Below are 15,176 nucleotides of genomic sequence, written 5' to 3'. Positions count from 1 at the left end.
GTAGAAGGTCGGAAGGTCGGAAGGTCGGAAGGTCGGGGAAATTATCGGCGGCCGGAAGAGGGCGGCAGGCCGTCAAATCAGGTCGGCCGCGTCGTCGAAATGGGCTTCCACATCGGTGGGCAGCAGCTGGATGCTGGCGCGCAGGCCGGGCACGGCGCTCATCAGCGCCTGCTCAACGCTGGTGCGCACGGCCGCCGCGCGGCCCAGCGACCAACTGGCCGGCATGTGCATGTGCATATCGACAAAGCGCCGCTGGCCGGCGCGGCGCGTGCTCAGGTGGTCAAAGCGGATGGTGGGGTGGCTGAAGCCTGCGAGTGTTTTCTGGATCTCGGCCAGCACTTCAGGCTCCACCGCCTCGTCCATCAGGCCCTGTGAGGAGCGCCAGACCAGCCGGCCTCCCTCCCACAGGATATTCAGGGCCACGCCGATCGCCACCACGGCGTCCAGCCAAAGCCAGCCGGTCAATATGACAGCACCTATGCCGACCACCACACCAACGGAGGTCCAGACGTCGGTCACCAGGTGCCTGGCGTCGGCCTCAAGCGCGATGGACCGATGCTGCCGGGCCGCGCGGAACATCGCCCAGGCCAGCAGGCCGTTGAGCGCCGAGCTACCGATGGACAAGGCCAGGCCCCAGCCCAGCTGCTGCAGCGGTCGCGGGTCCAGCACGCGGTGCGCGGCAGCCCAGATGATGGCCAGCGCCGCACCGATGATCAGCGCGCCCTCGAAGCCGGACGAAAAATACTCGGCCTTGTGGTGGCCGTAGGGGTGGTCGTCATCGGCAGGGCGCTGCGCAATCGTGACCATGGCCAGGCCAAAGAGCGCGCTGGCCAGGTTGACGAAAGACTCCATGGCGTCAGACAGCAGTCCGACCGAATCCGTGATGTACCAGGCCGCCGTCTTGAGGGCAATAGTGGCTGCGGCCACGGCTACGGAAGCTCGTAGCAGCTGTTGCGGTGTCAGGGACTGCCAGTCGGGAAAATTCATCTGTGCATTGTGGGGGATGCGGGATGGGGGCATGTGGGGTAAAAGACTGGGAGGAGGGCGGTGGCGGGGTGGTAAGACTCGCCCGGTGAATCGTAACCAAAGGTAATGGATAATCGACCAAAGAGGTCTTCATGAAACATCGCTATCTGACAGCCTTGGCCGGACTGATGCTTGCAGCCGTGCAAGCCACCGCTCAAACCCAGCCGGAATCTGCCGCAGGTGCTCCGGCCACCCCGGCAGCGGCGCCGGCGCCTGTCGCCGAGGCATCGGCCACACCCGCTTCTGTAGCCTTGCCTCCGCCTCCACCCGCCCCCGGGCAGGCCGGTTTTCTGAAAACCCTGCGCGGTGATGTCAGGCTGCTGGAGGCCGGCGGTGCTGCGCGGCCGGCAAAAGCGGGAGACGCCGTATTGCCCGCCGGCCGCATCGTCACAGGCGCCGACTCTGCCGCCAGCCTGGTACTGCGCGACGGCACCACGGTGGTGGTGGGTCCGGCTTCGCAACTGGACATCAAGGGTTTCAGCTTTGATGCCACCACACAAGAGGGCGGCCTGCTGCTCTCCCTGCTGCAAGGTTCGCTGCGCATGATGAGCGGCCTGGTGGGCAAGGCCCACCCCGAGACCGTGCGCATCGAGACCAAGACCGCTTTCATCGGCATTCGCGGTACCGACTTCATCGTGCAGGCGGATCCGCAGCCATGAGAATCCCGCGCTCCTTATCCCTTACTGTCCTTCTTCCCGCTTTTCTTCTGGCCACGCTGCTTGCGGGCTGTTCCACCGGCACCCGTGTCGTCTTGCTGCCGCAGGAGGGTGGTGCGCCTTCCTCGGTGGTGGTACGCGCCCGCGAAGGCAGTGGCGGCGAAGCCGTGCTGTCCGCGCCCTTCCAGCGTGCCACGGCAGCACTGGGTGCGACCGGCGTCCCCAAGGTGGACCAGGCCGATCCGGCCAAGGTGCGCGCCGACAATGCTGCGCTGTTCGATATGGCGCCGCCCAGGGGCAAGCGCTACACGGTGTACTTTGATGCGGGTGGCACGGTGCTGACAGCCGAGTCACAGAAAATCATGGAAGACGTGCTCGCCGATGCGCTGGCCCGAAGTGGCGGCGACATCGTGATCACCGGCCATACCGACACCGTGGGCGCCGGCGCCAGCAATGACGTGCTGTCGGCCCAGCGGGCGCAGCAGGTGCGCCAGATATTGATCGACCGCCAGTTTCCGGCGGAGCGCATCGAAGCGGCGGGCCGGGGTGAGCGCGACCTGGCCGTGCCTACCGCCGATGAAGTGGAAGAACCGCGCAACCGGCGCGTGGCCATCGAGGTTCGGTAACAGGACGGCTGGTATTCAGGTTAAATGGCTGTAGACCAATAGGGATAAGCGCAAGCAGCTATTAAAACCATAGCGTTGATCGCCGTGCCCGGGTCCGCAGAAGCCCGAACAAAGCGCTGGCCAAGTTGACGAAAGCCTCATCGCATCCGACAACAGCCCGACCGAACCGGTGATGATGCAAGAATGCGCCATGCTGAACACCCTAAAACGCCGGTGGCCTTGGCTCCTGGCCTGGTGCCTCATCACGGCCCTGGGCTGCGTGGTCATGGGGCGCCTGGCGCTCACCCAGTTGCGTGAGGCCTTTGAAACCGACATGCGCATCGCCCACCGGCTGCTCAGCCAACGCGTGGTGCAGCATGACGCTGTAATGGCTACGCTGGCCTTGCTGCAGCCCCCGCGTAACGCCTCGCAGCCTGTCCAGCCCGAACGGCGGCTGGTTTCGGTCTATCCGCAAATCCTGGAAGTGCAACGGCGTGATCCCGGGGCCTCCTGGCCGCACGACAGCTTGCGTGTCGCCGAAGAAAAATCACGCCAAAGCCGTCATGCCGAACTGGCCGATGTCGATTTCGGCAAAGGCCGCTATCAGCTGGTGCAGGGCGCTGAACCGACCAGTCATGCGTTGCTGATTGACCTGCGCGGCACCGTGCCCTGGAGCGAATGGCCCATGGCGCCGGAGCAGAGCCCGGTGCGCGTCAGCCTGGACCACGCCGGCCAGAGTTTTCTGCTCCAGCCGGGGCAGGCCGCTGGCGCGGGCTGGCGATTTGACTTTCAAAAACACCTGGCATCGGACAGCCAGCCTTTTGATGTGGTGGCCACGCGCCAGGTAGGTTGGGCCGAGCTGCCGTGGGGTGAAATGCTGGGCTGGGCCGCGTTGGTGGCGGCCCTGCTGGCCACCTGGGCGGCGGTGCTGCGCCAGCGCGCGGCGCGCCGGCGGGCCGAGGAGTTGCTGCGCCTGGGCCAGGTGGCGCGCCTGAACTCGTTGGGCGAACTCGCCGGGGGCATGGCCCATGAGCTGAACCAGCCACTGACCGCCGTGCTGGCCAACACCCAGGCCGCCAGCCGCCTGCTGAATGAAGACCCTCCCGAACTGGCCACGGCGCGTGGCGCGATGCAGCAAGCGGTTGAGCAGGCACGGCGCGCCTCTGAAGTGGTGGGCCGGCTGCGCCGCGCCATAGAGCGGCCCGGCCCGGCCGGGGAAATCCAGCCTGTGCGGCTGCAGCAAGCGGTGCACAACGCGCTTTACCTGCTGGAGCCGGAGTTCAAGCGGCGCGGCGTCGCGCCACCGGACCTCGATCTGGTGGGGCAGCCGGGCGCCGTTCTGGCGGATCCGGTGGCGCTGGAGCAGATCATCCATAACCTGCTGATGAACGCCCTGCAGGCGCTTGAGCAGGTTGCAGCGCCTCAACGTGCGCTGACACTGGCGCTGCGCGAGGACAAAGGGCAGGGCGTGTTGAGCCTGCGCGACAGCGGCCCCGGCATTCCGCCTGAACTGCTGCCGCGTATTTTTGAGCCTTTCTTCACGACCCGGGGCAACGGCCTCGGCCTGGGTCTCAGCCTGTGCGAGACGCTGGCCGGCAACATGGGCGGCACCCTGACGGCCCACAATGCGGCGCCGCGCGGCGCAGAATTCCGGCTGAACCTGCCGCTTGCGCCCGCCGCCGCAGGAAGCACACCATGAGCGACACAAACACCGCAGCCGCCACCTTGTCGCCGCTCATTCACCTGATTGACGACGACGAGGCGGTGCGCAGCAGTCTGGCCTTGCTGATCGGCACCGTCGGCCTGCGCGTGCAGCCCTGGGCCGACCCGCTTGCTTTTGTAGAGGGTTTCGACCGGCAGACGATAGGTGCAATCGTGCTGGACGTGCGCATGCCCGGCGTCAGCGGTCTGACCGTACTCGACACGCTGATCGGTCAGGGTGTGGACCAGCCCATCATCATGCTGACCGGCCACGGTACGGTGGAGATGTGCCGCCGCGCCTTCAAGTCCGGGGCGGCGGAGTTCCTGGAAAAACCCGTCAACGACGAGCAACTGCTGGAAGCCCTGCAAAACGCCGTGCGCCAGCACGTCAGGTCGCGCGAACGGAGCAAGGCGGACCGGAATGCGCAGCTGCGATTTTCACAGTTGACCGAGCGCGAGCGCGAGGTGCTGGGCCTGATCGTTGCGGGGCTGACCAACAAGGAAATCGGCCGCGCGCTGGATGTCTCACCACGCACGGTGGAAACCCATCGGGCCAACCTGTTTGCCAAGCTTGAAGCCGAGTCGCTGGCACAGTTGATCAGGCATTACGCTGCGCTGGTGGACGCCGCTCCGTAGTTATACGGAGAGATTGGCGTAGCCCTACCGATGGGCAAACGCGTGGTCATTTTCTAAAGTTCTTCCACGGTTCTATGTGAACCCCCAGGCTTGCCACTTCGTGTGCTGCGCTGCCCCCAAAGGGGGCGCAGTTGCCTTGGGGCGGCCCGGCGGCAACTGAACCGTTTCAACAAACCAATTATGGAGAACACCATGCGCAACGCCCTCAGGATTTCCGCCCTCGCCCTGTCCCTCGTGGCCGCAGCCGCCAACGCCCAGTCTGTCCGCATCGAGAAAAACATGTCGCTCGAGCTGGCCAACCAGATCGCCACCGCCAGCGTGGCCGCCTGTGCCGCCAACGGCTACGCTGTGGCTGCCACGGTGGTGGACCGCGCAGGCACTGTTCGCGCCGTGCAACGTGCGGACAACGCCGGCCCGCACACGCTGGGTGCCAGCCAGCAAAAGGCATTTACCTCCGCCTCTGCCAAGAACACCACCCTGGCCATGATGGAGGGCGCGCAAAAGAACCCGGCCGCCGCCAACCTGGTGAACATCCCGGGCTACCTGTTGCTCGGCGGCGGTGTGCCGGTCAAGGTGGGCAATGAAGTGATTGGCGCTGTGGGCATCGGCGGTGCACCCGGCGGCCATCTTGACGAACAGTGCGCCATGGTTGCGCTCGACAAGGTCAAGGACCAGCTCAAGTAAGCGCTCAACGGCAAACATCAACGCACCCAAGGAGAACACCATGCGCAGGACATCCTGGTATCCATTGCAAAACCTTGGAGCCATTGCCGTATGGAGCTTTGCCGCGGTAGCAGGCAGCCCCGTCATGGCGCAAACGGCGCCCAGCGCATCGGAGGCGGCGGCCTACACCGGCCTGCATGCCGCGGCTCAGAAAGGTGATGCAGCCAAAGTCGAAAGGCTTGTCGCAGCCAGGGCGGACGTCAACGCGCGTGATGGCAACGGCCGTACGCCGCTGCATGTTGCCGTGTTTGCCAAAAAGCGTGAGGCGATTCGTGCGCTGGCGAGGGCCGGCGCCGACGTCAACTTGCTGGACAAGGACAGGTACGACGGCGTCACGATGGCGTCGGTTGCCGACGATGAGGAAACCCTGCGAACTCTGCTTGCGTCGGGCGCGAGCGCAAAGCTGGTGACCAGCCGCTATGACGGCACGGCGTTGATTGCCGCTGTGCACCTGGGCCACGACGGCGTGGTGAAACAGCTGATCGCCGCCGGCGCACCGCTGGACCATGTGAACAACCTGCACTGGACCGCCGTGATCGAGTCCATCGTGCTGGGCGACGGCGGGCCGCGCCACCAGGAAACCTTGCGTGCACTGATAGCAGCAGGCGCGAATCTGCAGCTCGGCGACCGGCAGGGCAATACGCCGCTGCAGCTTGCGAAGGCGCGCGGCTACCGTGAGATGGAACACATGCTGGTCAAGGCTGGGGCCCGCTAGAGGCGGCGTGAGCCTGCCCCGCAGGGCGCGGCTCAGGCCAGCGTCACACGCGCAAACTTGCGCTTGCCGACCTGCAGTACATAGGTGCCGGCCGCCAGCTTGAGCGCCTTGTCGCTCACCACGCTGGAATCAATCCGCACGCCGCCGCCGTCGATCAGGCGCGTGGCTTCGCTGCCCGAGGGCGCCAGGCCCGCAGCCTTGAGCAGCGCACCAATGCCCATCGGTGCGCCTGACAGCGACACCTCGGGAATCTCGTCGGGCACGCCGCCCTTGCTGCGGTTGATGAAGTCCTGCTCGGCGGCATCGGCCGCGGCGGCCGAGTGAAAGCGCGCGGTGATTTCCTTGGCCAGTGCGACCTTCGCGTCCTTGGGGTTGCGTCCGCCATCCACTTCGGCCTTCAGCGCCGCGATGTCGGCTTCGCTCTTGAACGACAGCAGCGTGTACCACTTCCACATCAATACATCAGAGATCGACAGCACCTTGGCGAACATGGTGTTGGCGTCTTCGCTGATGCCGATGTAGTTGTTCTTGCTCTTGGACATCTTCTCGATGCCGTCCAGGCCCTCGAGCAGCGGCATGGTCAGGATGCACTGGGGCTCCTGGCCGTATTCCTGCTGCAGGTGCCGGCCCATCAGCAGGTTGAATTTCTGGTCGGTGCCGCCGAGCTCCAGGTCGCTCCTGAGCGCCACGGAGTCGTAGCCCTGCATCAGCGGGTACAAAAACTCGTGCACGCTGATGGGCGTGCCGGCCTTGAAGCGGTCATTGAAGTCGTTGCGCTCCATCATGCGGGCCACGGTGTAATGCGAAGCCAGCTTGATCATGCCGGTGGCGCCTAGCGGTTCGCTCCATTCGCTGTTGTAGCGCAGCTCGGTTTTGGTGGGATCCAGGATCTTGTCGGCCTGGGCCCGGTAAGTTTCAGCATTGACCTTGATCTGCTCGGGCGTGAGCGGGGGCCGTGTGGTGTTCCGGCCGGACGGGTCGCCGATCAGGCTGGTGAAGTCGCCTATAAGAAAAATGACTGTATGGCCCAGATCCTGGAGCTGACGCATTTTGTTCAGCACCACGGTATGTCCGACATGAATGTCAGGCGCCGTGGGATCCAGCCCCAGTTTGATGCGTAGCGGGACGCCCGTGGCCTCCGATTTGGCCAGTTTTTGTATCCAATCGTTTTCCGGGATCAACTCATCGCAGCCGCGCAAGGACACAGCCAGGGCCTCCCTGACGCGGTCGGTGACGGGGAATTTTGTAACAAGCTCTTGATTCATAAGGGTTTTTCACATGTCGGGGAATTGTCCGACAGATATACTGGCGGCTCTCCTGCAGCGGCGGAGCCATTTTAGTTGGCCTGCAATTTGCTGATCAGGAAACACATTGTCCGGATGGCTCCGGCCCCACCCCTGCATCCAGGGCTGGCCGCCAAAGCTCTCCACCTTTTATACAGCAGTCCGGTGCTCGCGCAGCGCCCGATGCACTTTTGTTGGGAATACTGCTTTGTCACTGCCATCTCCCTCCCAGATACTGCTTCCCATCGCCGACAGCCTCCGTCGCCATCCCAAACGGGTCACCGCCAGCCTTGCAGCGCTGCTGCTGGGCACAGGCGTCACCGCATTCGGCGTTGCCCCCCTGGCGCCTGATGCGGCCAACCTGCCGGTCCGCCAGATACTGGAAGCGGTCGAGCCCCTGCCCACGCAAATCCAGACCGATTCCCTCACCGATTTCCGCTTCAAGCTGTTCCGCACCGAAAGCACCCGCAGCAGCGATACCGCCGACACCCTGCTCAAGCGCCTGAACATCGACGACAGCGCCGCAGCCGCCTTTTTGCGCAGCGACGCCAATGCGCGCCTGCTGCTGTCGGGCCGTGCCGGAAAGAACGTAACCGCTGAAGCCAGCGACAGTCAGCAACTGCTCAAGCTCAGCATGCGCTGGCCCACTGACGACGAAACGATGTTCAAGCGCCTGGTGGTCGAGCGAGGCGCCGCCGGTTTCAGCTCGCGCATTGAAACCGCCCCGTATGTGGCTACTGCGCGCCTGTCCAGCGGCAGCATCCAGACATCCCTGTTCGCCGCCACCGACGACGCCCGCATCCCCGACGGCGTGGCGGTACAGATCGCCGAAATTTTCTCCAGTGACATCGATTTCCGCCGCGCACTGCGCAAGGGCGACCGCTTCAACGTGGTCTATGAAAGCCTGGAAGCCGACGGCGAGCCGCTGCGCACCGGTCGCGTGCTGTCGGCCGAGTTTGTCAACGCCGGCAGGGCCTACCAGGCCATGTGGTTCCAGCCTCCGGGCGTGGACGCCACGGGCGCTGCCAACAGGGGCGGCTATTACACCCTCGACGGCCAGAGCCTGCGCCGCGCCTACCTGAGCTCGCCCGTCGAGTTCTCGCGCATCAGCAGCGGCTTTTCGATGCGCTTTCACCCCATCCTGCAAAAATGGCGCGCCCACCTGGGCACCGACTTCGCAGCCGCTACGGGAACACCTGCACGTACCGTCGGTGATGGCGTGGTGGAGTTTTCGGGTGTCCAGAACGGTTACGGCAATGTGGTGTTCGTTCGCCACCGCAACGGCCATGAAACTGTTTATGCCCACCTGAGCAAAATCATGGTGCAGCGCGGCCAGAACGTCAGCCAGGGCCAGACCATCGGTCTCGTCGGCTCCACCGGCTGGGCCACCGGCCCACACCTGCATTTCGAGTTCCGCGTCAACGGCACCCAGCAGGACCCGATGACGATCGCCAAGCAGAGCGAGACCATTCCCGTGTCTACGGCTGCCATGCCGGCATTCAGGGAGCTCTCAGCGGGCGTGAAGACTCAGCTGCAAGCGGCCGCCACCATCACCCAAACCCGCGCTGAGTAAGTGGCCCCCACGGTCGCTCACTTCGTGTAGCTCCCTGCCCCCCGAGGGGGCCGCTGCGCCTGCGGTCTGGCAAAGCCAGTCCCGCGGCCCCGGCTGGCAAAAACCGGAATACTTTGCCCACTGCGTGTAGCTCCTGCCTCTTGAAGGTTGCCGTGTCTGCAGCTCCGCTAGATGGGAGCCTTGCGGCAGAATAGGCAAATGTCCGATTACTACATTGGCCTGATGTCAGGCACTTCGCTCGACGGCGCTGATGGCGTGCTGGTCGATCTTTCCGGTGGAAAGCTGCGCGTTCTTGCCGCGGCGACTGAATCTTTTGACGGGGTGTTTCGCGCGGAGCTGCTGGCGCTGAATTCGCCTACGCACAATGAACTGCACCGCGCTGCCATAGCCGCCAACCATATTGCGGCAGCCTACGGCAAAGTCGTCGATGCGCTGCTTGCCCAGGCTGCGGCGCAGGGTGTCGTCGCCTCGCAGGTTCGTGCCATCGGCGCGCACGGCCAGACCGTGCGGCACCAGCCGCAAAGAACATCCCCCGACCCGGCGGGCGCAGGCTACACGCTCCAGCTCAACAACCCGGCTTTGCTGGCAGAGCTCACGGGCATCGATGTGGTGGCTGATCTTCGCAGCCGCGATGTGGCGGCCGGTGGCCAGGGCGCACCTCTGGTGCCGGCATTTCATCAGGGCGTTTTCGGTCATGCTGACGCCACGGTGTCGGTGCTGAACCTGGGCGGCATTTCCAACCTCAGCGTGCTGGCGCCTGGCGCGTCGTCACCCGTGCTGGGTTTTGACTGCGGACCGGGCAACGCCCTGATGGATGCATGGTGCCTGCAACACACCGGTCAGCGTTATGACGCCGGCGGCGCCTGGGCGGCCACGGGCAAGTTGTTGCCGGACCTGCTGGCCAGCCTGCTGGACGAGCCATACTTTGCGCAACCGATTCCCAAAAGCACCGGCCGCGATCTTTTCAGCATGACCTGGCTGGCCGGCAAGCTCGCGCCCTTTTCTGCGGCGCGGCCACAAGACGTCCAGAACACCCTCGCTGAATTCACTGCCAGCGCCTGTGCGGCGGATGTCAACAGCCATGGAAAAGCCAGCAGCCTGCTGATCGTCTGCGGCGGCGGCGCATTCAACACCTATCTGCTCGAGCGCCTGCAGGCCCGGTTGCCGCAGCTCAAGGTTGAGACTTCCGGCCAGCATGGCTTGCCGCCTCTGCAGGTGGAGGCGGCGGCCTTTGCATGGCTGGCACAGCGGGCAGTATTGCGCAGGCCCGGTAATTTGCCAAGCGTGACGGGGGCAAAGGGGTTGCGGGTGCTGGGGGCGATCTACCCGGCTTAGGCTGGACAGAGTTATTTGCCGCCGGGCAACCCCCGGCCAGCAGCATTCAGACGAGAGCGCATCGCCGGAGCGAGACCCGGCCCGATAAAAGCCTACCCCGCCAGCTGCTTTCGCATCACCTCATGCCGGTGCCGGTAAGTTCCCAGCACCTCTTTGAATTGCTCACGCTGCGCACTGATACCGGGCAGTTTTACCTTGGTCGTCTTGGCCCCCAACAGGCCTTTTTCAGTCAAGGTAACCGTGAGGACATCGCCGCCAAAACCGTTTTCATAGCCAAGGTTCTGGATGTCGTCCCACGAGAGTTCATCGGGCTTGCCAGGCAACTGCAGGCCGCTGTATGTCACACCGACAGAGAGGGTGCCCTTTAGCTGAAACAGCACAGGGGGAAAGTAGCGCAGCACCAGCGCCTGCTCCATGTCATTGTCCGGCCCGTAGCGGTAAGCGAGGGTACGTTCATGGTCAGCGGCAAAACCCTGCTCGTATGCCGACCACAGTCGTTGCTCAATTTGCGGCGCGGTCTGTATGTCGTCAGCCCAGTTGCGCAATGGTGGATCAGTCACGATGGCGCCGAAGGCGCCGGGCTTGACCAGGTGACGCACGTTTTTCATGCGGTCCAGCATGGCCGGGTGCGAGTCAAACGGATGAGGCACACTGGCCGTGCCCATGGCCTGCGTGAACTTCACGGAGGCGGCGTAGGGCGCCAGCCCCGAGGCCACAAACTGGGCAATGCCGAGTTGCTGGCCGTGCTGCCGGTCGTGCTCGAATAGTTCACGCTCGATTTCCGAGCGGTAGCTCGCGTAGGCGGTAATCTTGATCAGCGATTCCACAATGGCCTGCGGCGAAACCAGCTTCGCGGCGGCGCGGTCGGCCTTGAATTCGCGCTCGCGGCTGTCACGCATCAGCGCGAACTCAAAGATCACCCGGTACAGGTACATCAGGTGATAGACCGCCACCGTCAGGCCGCCGCCACGCATCAGGCCAAGGTAATGGTCGTACTGCACAAGCTTGGGCCCAAGCCGTGCGCTGCTGGCGGCGTCGCCACCGCGAAAATGTGCGAGCTCATGGCCCAGCACGGCATCGGCCTGCGCACGGTCCAGCAGCCGCAGCAGCGGAAGGCTGACAAACAACGTGCGGCCGGTGAGTGCCTGGCCAGCCACGGTAAGCGGCGCTTCGGTGACAAAAAAATTGGTGTCGATGCCCGCCACGATCTGTTTGGGCGGTGCGGTCTTCAGGCGCGCGGCCAGGGCGCGGGTATTGGCCCACAGGCCCGGCGCGTCGCTGTCGCTGACCAGTTCCCCGTCAATGGTGTTTCCCATGGCGGGGCGCCGCAGCAGCCCGGCAATGGCAAAGAACACCGCGACAGCCACCACAAAGCCGATCAGCGCGATCAGCTTGATGTAATACACGTGAAAGAAGAATGCCGTCACCCAAAAGGACAACCAGACAAGCATGGTGCCCTGCACGAGCATTTGCGCCGCGCTGGCAAGGCTCAGCAGGCGCCAGCCGGTCACAAAACTCAGGTACTGGGCCTTGCGGTTCCAGAAAGCCACGGCGCCCAGCAACAGTTCGAGCAGCAAGATGGCCACACCGCCGGCAATCGTCCATTTGGCGATCATATGCGCTGCGTAAAACTGCCAGACTTCGGAGAACGGCTCGCAGAACATGTCACGGTCTTGCACGAGGTCGGCGTTGGCGTCGGCACATATGCGGGAGACCGGGTTGTCACGGTAAAACTTCTTGGTGTGCGCCTTGCTTTCGGCGGACATGCTCGAGTCCTGGTCAACCTGCCGCTCTATCGACTGGATGATGGTGCGGTCGAGTTGCTGCTGTGCATGCATGGCGAACAGCAAGGTTGAACCCGGAACCAGAAACAGCGTCACCAGCGCAAGGGCCAGAACTTTCAGCAGGTCCTTCCTGATCCTGCTGCTCACCGTATTGCCGTCTTCTCCACTGCCTGCCATGCTCCGCTCCCTGTTTTTAGTCATTAACCGCTTTGCTCGAGTGGCTAATATACCGGGCCCCCGCCTGCTTTCTAAGGCGGGCGAAGCGAGCGCTGAGCGGTCACACCGGCCAGACCACGCCCTTGTCGTTCAGGATGGCATCGAGCGGAATGTCGTGCGGCTCGGGCTCCATGTCGGGCAGCCAGCCCTGGGTATAGCCCAGGCCCACTGTGAAAGGCCGTGGTTGCAGCGTGGCCAGCGTGCGGTCGTAAAAGCCCCCGCCATAGCCCAGCCGATAGCCTCCGGGCCCGTAACCTACACAGGGCACAAACAGCAAAGTGGGAATAATCACCTCTGTATCTTTTGGTTTCGGAATGCCGTAGGCGTCTTCTTCCATGGGGCAGCCCGGGTACCAGGCATGGAAAGTCAATGTCTTGTGCTGCTTGTTGACCACCGGCAGACCGATCTTGCGCGGCGACCGCGCTGCTATGCTTTCAGTAGCTAGTTGCGCACGTTCCACTTGGTCCAGCGCCGGATTTGATGATGAATCCTGGCTCAAAATGGCATCTTCCTGCCAGCGGTACAGCGCAGGCAGCGGATCGAACTCGCCCTTGATGGGCCAATACGCGCCAATCACCTCATGGGGGGAACCTACCAGCCAGATGCGCATCACACGCTGCAGCAGGTCAGCCCGCACCAGGCGGTCAGGCATGTTCAGTCGCGCTTCCACCAGCGCCTTGCGTGTGCTTAATTTGTCCATAATGTCCCGATGCTATACAAATTTCTTAACGGCCCGGTACGTGCGGCCGCCCTGCCTGCCATTTTTTCCGCGATTGCCTCCCTGACGCTGCTCGTCCCTGCAGCCGCCCAAACCACCCTTCCCGCAAGCGCCAGCGCAGCTGACAACGTGATTGTGGAGATGAACAAGGCGTTCAAACGCGGCGACAAGGGCCGGCTGGCGCAACTGCTGCCCCAGGCCCGGGGCCACGCGCTCGAACCCTGGGCCGCCTACTGGGAGCTCAAAGCCCGCCTGGGCGAAGCCAGTGCGCAGGAAGTGCAGGATTTTTTCGGCCGCTACGCCGGCACCTACCAGGAAGACCGCCTGCGCAACGACTGGCTGCTGCTGCTGGGACAGCGCCGCGACTGGGCCGGCTTTGCCGCTGAATACCCCAACTACCGGATGAACGACGACAAGGAAGTGCGTTGTTACGCACTGCTGGTCGAACACCTCAAAAATCCAGTGGCTGATGCGCGCCTGGCCGACGAAGTGAAGAAGAACTGGTTTGCGCAGCGCGAAGCTGACGACGGCTGCAACTCGGCCGCTGAGCGGCTGGTCGGCACCAAAAACCTCACACCGCAGGACGCCTGGATCAAGGCCCGTCTGGCCACTGAAGCCAACCGGCCCCGTGCGGCGACAGGCGCCGTGCAGATCGTTGCCCCCGACGCCGTTGGCTTGGTCAATGAACTGAACGCCAGCCCCATCAGGTTCCTGGCAGGCAAACACCTCGCGTTCAGCAAGGCGCGGCGCGAAATCGTCACGCTGGCGCTGATCAAGATGGCGATCAGCGACACGGACGGAGCGGCATCCCAGATGGAAAACAAATGGGGCATGCAGCTGAATACCGAAGAGCGCAACTGGGTCTGGGGTGTGATCGGCAGGCAGGCCGCCACGCGCCTGGGTGCCACACCGGCCGGTGACGCACTGCAATACTTTGCCAAGGTCACCAAGGACACCGACCTCACCGACGACATGCTGGGCTGGAAAGTCCGGGCGGCATTGCGCGCGGGCACACAGCCCAACTGGACGCTGGTGCTGGCAGCCGTCAACGCCATGAGCGACGACGCGCGCAAGGACCCCGCCTGGAGCTACTGGAAAGCGCGTGCGCTGCTGGCCACCGCGCCGCCTGACGTGGCGCCCAAAGGCCCGATTGTCGTCGCGACCACACCCGGCGTGACGCAGACCATCAGCACCGGCATCACCATTGCGCCGCAGCGGGCCGAGGCCCTGGCCTTGCTGCAGTCCTTTGCGTCGACCCGCGGCTTTTACGAGCAGCTCGCGCTGGAAGAACTGGGCCAGAAAATCACCGTGCCGGCCAGGCCCGCACCGCTGACGGTCGAGGAAAAAGAAACTGCACGGCTGAACCCGGGCTTGAACCGCGCCGCTTATGCCATCGCCATCGGCCTGCGCCCCGAAGGCACGCGCGAATGGAACTACAGCACCAACCTGCACAAGCGCGGCGGCATGGGTGACCGCGACCTGCTGGCAGCCGCCCAGTTCGCCTGCGACCGGCAGATCTGGGACCGCTGCATCAACACCAGCGAACGTACCAAAGGCGAGATCGATTTCGAGCAACGCTTCCCGATGCCGTTTCGCGAAACAGTGACCAAACGCAGCCAGTCCATCAACCTGGACCCAGCCTACGTGTATGGCCTGATCCGCCAGGAAAGCCGCTTCATCATGGATGCCCGCTCGGGCGTGGGCGCTTCGGGCCTGATGCAGGTCATGCCAGCAACCGCGCGCTGGACGGCCAAAAAAATCGGCCTCGAAGGCTTCACGCAAGACCAGCTCAATGACCGCGACACCAATATCGCCATCGGTACGGCCTACCTCAAGTTTGCGCTGGACGACCTGAACGGCTCCATGCCCATGGCCGCCGCCGCCTACAACGCCGGCCCGGGCCGACCACGTACCTGGCGCAACGGGCCGGTGCTGGACGCTGCGATCTGGGCCGAAAGCGTGCCGTTTAGCGAAACGCGCGACTATGTGAAAAAAGTGCTGTCGAACACCACCAATTACGCGGCCATCCTGACGGGACAGCCGCAGTCGCTGAAAGCACGGCTTGGCATCGTGGGGCCGAGGGATGCGGCGCAGCCGGAGCCTTACAAGGATTTGCCTTGAAGTCCTGGCGGCGTCAAAAATGACCTGCCGTTATGCCCGGCAACCCTCCGCAGAGATAACAAGAAACCAGGGCGCGCCCCGGGG

13 protein-coding genes are annotated in these 15,176 nt (G+C 64.0%); 9 read left to right on the top strand and 4 right to left on the bottom strand.

Going from position 1 to position 15,176, the window contains the following annotated elements:
• Positions 1 to 72: 72 nt before the first annotated feature.
• Positions 73 to 987 carry a cation diffusion facilitator family transporter gene (locus tag AC1DYR_RS19250; protein WP_477706514.1) on the bottom strand — a complete coding sequence of 305 codons (915 nt, stop codon included), beginning with the start codon at positions 985 to 987 and terminating at the stop codon, positions 73 to 75.
• A gap of 131 nt (positions 988 to 1,118) precedes the next feature.
• Here AC1DYR_RS19250 and AC1DYR_RS19245 point away from each other — a divergent pair, with 131 nt between their 5' ends.
• From AC1DYR_RS19245 to AC1DYR_RS19220, 6 genes are all read left to right on the top strand, one after another.
• Positions 1,119 to 1,685, top strand: coding sequence for a FecR family protein (locus tag AC1DYR_RS19245; RefSeq protein WP_477706513.1), 567 nt, complete (start codon positions 1,119 to 1,121; stop codon positions 1,683 to 1,685).
• Entirely contained in the window at positions 1,682 to 2,308 is a 627-nt protein-coding gene (locus AC1DYR_RS19240; protein ID WP_477706512.1) for an OmpA family protein, read from the top strand. Before AC1DYR_RS19245 ends, AC1DYR_RS19240 begins: the two co-directional genes overlap by 4 nt.
• 190 nt (positions 2,309 to 2,498) lie before the next feature.
• Positions 2,499 to 3,986, top strand: coding sequence for a sensor histidine kinase (locus AC1DYR_RS19235; RefSeq protein WP_477706511.1), 1,488 nt, complete (start codon positions 2,499 to 2,501; stop codon positions 3,984 to 3,986).
• Entirely contained in the window at positions 3,983 to 4,624 is a 642-nt protein-coding gene (locus AC1DYR_RS19230; RefSeq protein WP_477706510.1) for a response regulator transcription factor, read from the top strand. Before AC1DYR_RS19235 ends, AC1DYR_RS19230 begins: the two co-directional genes overlap by 4 nt.
• Before the next feature lie 192 nt (positions 4,625 to 4,816).
• Entirely contained in the window at positions 4,817 to 5,308 is a 492-nt protein-coding gene (locus tag AC1DYR_RS19225) for a GlcG/HbpS family heme-binding protein (RefSeq protein WP_477706509.1), read from the top strand.
• Between the two features lie 124 nt (positions 5,309 to 5,432).
• Positions 5,433 to 6,062, top strand: coding sequence for an ankyrin repeat domain-containing protein (locus AC1DYR_RS19220; protein ID WP_477706620.1), 630 nt, complete (start codon positions 5,433 to 5,435; stop codon positions 6,060 to 6,062).
• A gap of 32 nt (positions 6,063 to 6,094) precedes the next feature.
• On the opposite strand, the gene tyrS is transcribed toward AC1DYR_RS19220, so the two are convergent.
• A complete protein-coding gene (gene tyrS / locus AC1DYR_RS19215) occupies positions 6,095 to 7,327 on the bottom strand; it encodes a tyrosine--tRNA ligase (protein ID WP_477706508.1) in 1,233 nt (410 codons plus the stop codon).
• Between the two features lie 226 nt (positions 7,328 to 7,553).
• Here tyrS and AC1DYR_RS19210 point away from each other — a divergent pair, with 226 nt between their 5' ends.
• Together AC1DYR_RS19210 and AC1DYR_RS19205 are read left to right on the top strand one after the other, a co-directional pair.
• Complete coding sequence (locus AC1DYR_RS19210; RefSeq protein ID WP_477706507.1) at positions 7,554 to 8,918, top strand: peptidoglycan DD-metalloendopeptidase family protein; 1,365 nt, start codon at positions 7,554 to 7,556, stop codon at positions 8,916 to 8,918.
• Positions 8,919 to 9,116: 198 nt separating this feature from the next.
• Positions 9,117 to 10,253, top strand: a complete 1,137-nt coding sequence (locus tag AC1DYR_RS19205; protein WP_477706506.1) for an anhydro-N-acetylmuramic acid kinase — start codon at positions 9,117 to 9,119, stop codon at positions 10,251 to 10,253.
• Between the two features lie 92 nt (positions 10,254 to 10,345).
• Here the strand turns inward: AC1DYR_RS19205 and AC1DYR_RS19200 are convergent, their stop codons facing one another.
• Both AC1DYR_RS19200 and AC1DYR_RS19195 read right to left on the bottom strand, forming a co-directional pair.
• Positions 10,346 to 12,214, bottom strand: a complete 1,869-nt coding sequence (locus AC1DYR_RS19200; RefSeq protein ID WP_477706505.1) for a M48 family metallopeptidase — start codon at positions 12,212 to 12,214, stop codon at positions 10,346 to 10,348.
• Between the two features lie 100 nt (positions 12,215 to 12,314).
• A complete protein-coding gene (locus AC1DYR_RS19195; RefSeq protein WP_477706504.1) occupies positions 12,315 to 12,953 on the bottom strand; it encodes a 5-formyltetrahydrofolate cyclo-ligase in 639 nt (212 codons plus the stop codon).
• Positions 12,954 to 12,962: 9 nt separating this feature from the next.
• Between AC1DYR_RS19195 and AC1DYR_RS19190 the strand changes: the two genes are divergently transcribed.
• Positions 12,963 to 15,092 (top strand): lytic transglycosylase domain-containing protein, encoded by a 2,130-nt coding sequence (locus AC1DYR_RS19190; protein WP_477706503.1) that lies wholly within the window; start codon positions 12,963 to 12,965, stop codon positions 15,090 to 15,092.
• The last annotated feature ends 84 nt before the right edge of the window (positions 15,093 to 15,176 follow it).

The organism is Polaromonas sp. P1_F9, from assembly GCF_056405615.1.
Note: the sequence above shows the minus strand (reverse complement) of the source record. Positions and strands in the feature narration are given on the sequence as shown.

Excerpts from the sequence above, each read along its gene's own strand:
- AC1DYR_RS19220 (WP_477706620.1), top strand. The coding sequence starts at position 5,433 with ATGGCGCAAACGGCGCCCAGCGCATCGGAGGCGGCGGCCTACACCGGC.
- AC1DYR_RS19240 (WP_477706512.1), top strand. The coding sequence starts at position 1,682 with ATGAGAATCCCGCGCTCCTTATCCCTTACTGTCCTTCTTCCCGCTTTT.
- AC1DYR_RS19230 (WP_477706510.1), top strand. The coding sequence starts at position 3,983 with ATGAGCGACACAAACACCGCAGCCGCCACCTTGTCGCCGCTCATTCAC.
- AC1DYR_RS19195 (WP_477706504.1), bottom strand. The coding sequence starts at position 12,953 with ATGGACAAATTAAGCACACGCAAGGCGCTGGTGGAAGCGCGACTGAAC.
- AC1DYR_RS19250 (WP_477706514.1), bottom strand. The coding sequence starts at position 987 with ATGAATTTTCCCGACTGGCAGTCCCTGACACCGCAACAGCTGCTACGA.
- AC1DYR_RS19205 (WP_477706506.1), top strand. The coding sequence starts at position 9,117 with ATGTCCGATTACTACATTGGCCTGATGTCAGGCACTTCGCTCGACGGC.
- AC1DYR_RS19235 (WP_477706511.1), top strand. The coding sequence starts at position 2,499 with ATGCTGAACACCCTAAAACGCCGGTGGCCTTGGCTCCTGGCCTGGTGC.
- AC1DYR_RS19245 (WP_477706513.1), top strand. The coding sequence starts at position 1,119 with ATGAAACATCGCTATCTGACAGCCTTGGCCGGACTGATGCTTGCAGCC.
- AC1DYR_RS19190 (WP_477706503.1), top strand. The coding sequence starts at position 12,963 with ATGCTATACAAATTTCTTAACGGCCCGGTACGTGCGGCCGCCCTGCCT.
- AC1DYR_RS19225 (WP_477706509.1), top strand. The coding sequence starts at position 4,817 with ATGCGCAACGCCCTCAGGATTTCCGCCCTCGCCCTGTCCCTCGTGGCC.
- AC1DYR_RS19200 (WP_477706505.1), bottom strand. The coding sequence starts at position 12,214 with ATGGCAGGCAGTGGAGAAGACGGCAATACGGTGAGCAGCAGGATCAGG.
- tyrS (WP_477706508.1), bottom strand. The coding sequence starts at position 7,327 with ATGAATCAAGAGCTTGTTACAAAATTCCCCGTCACCGACCGCGTCAGG.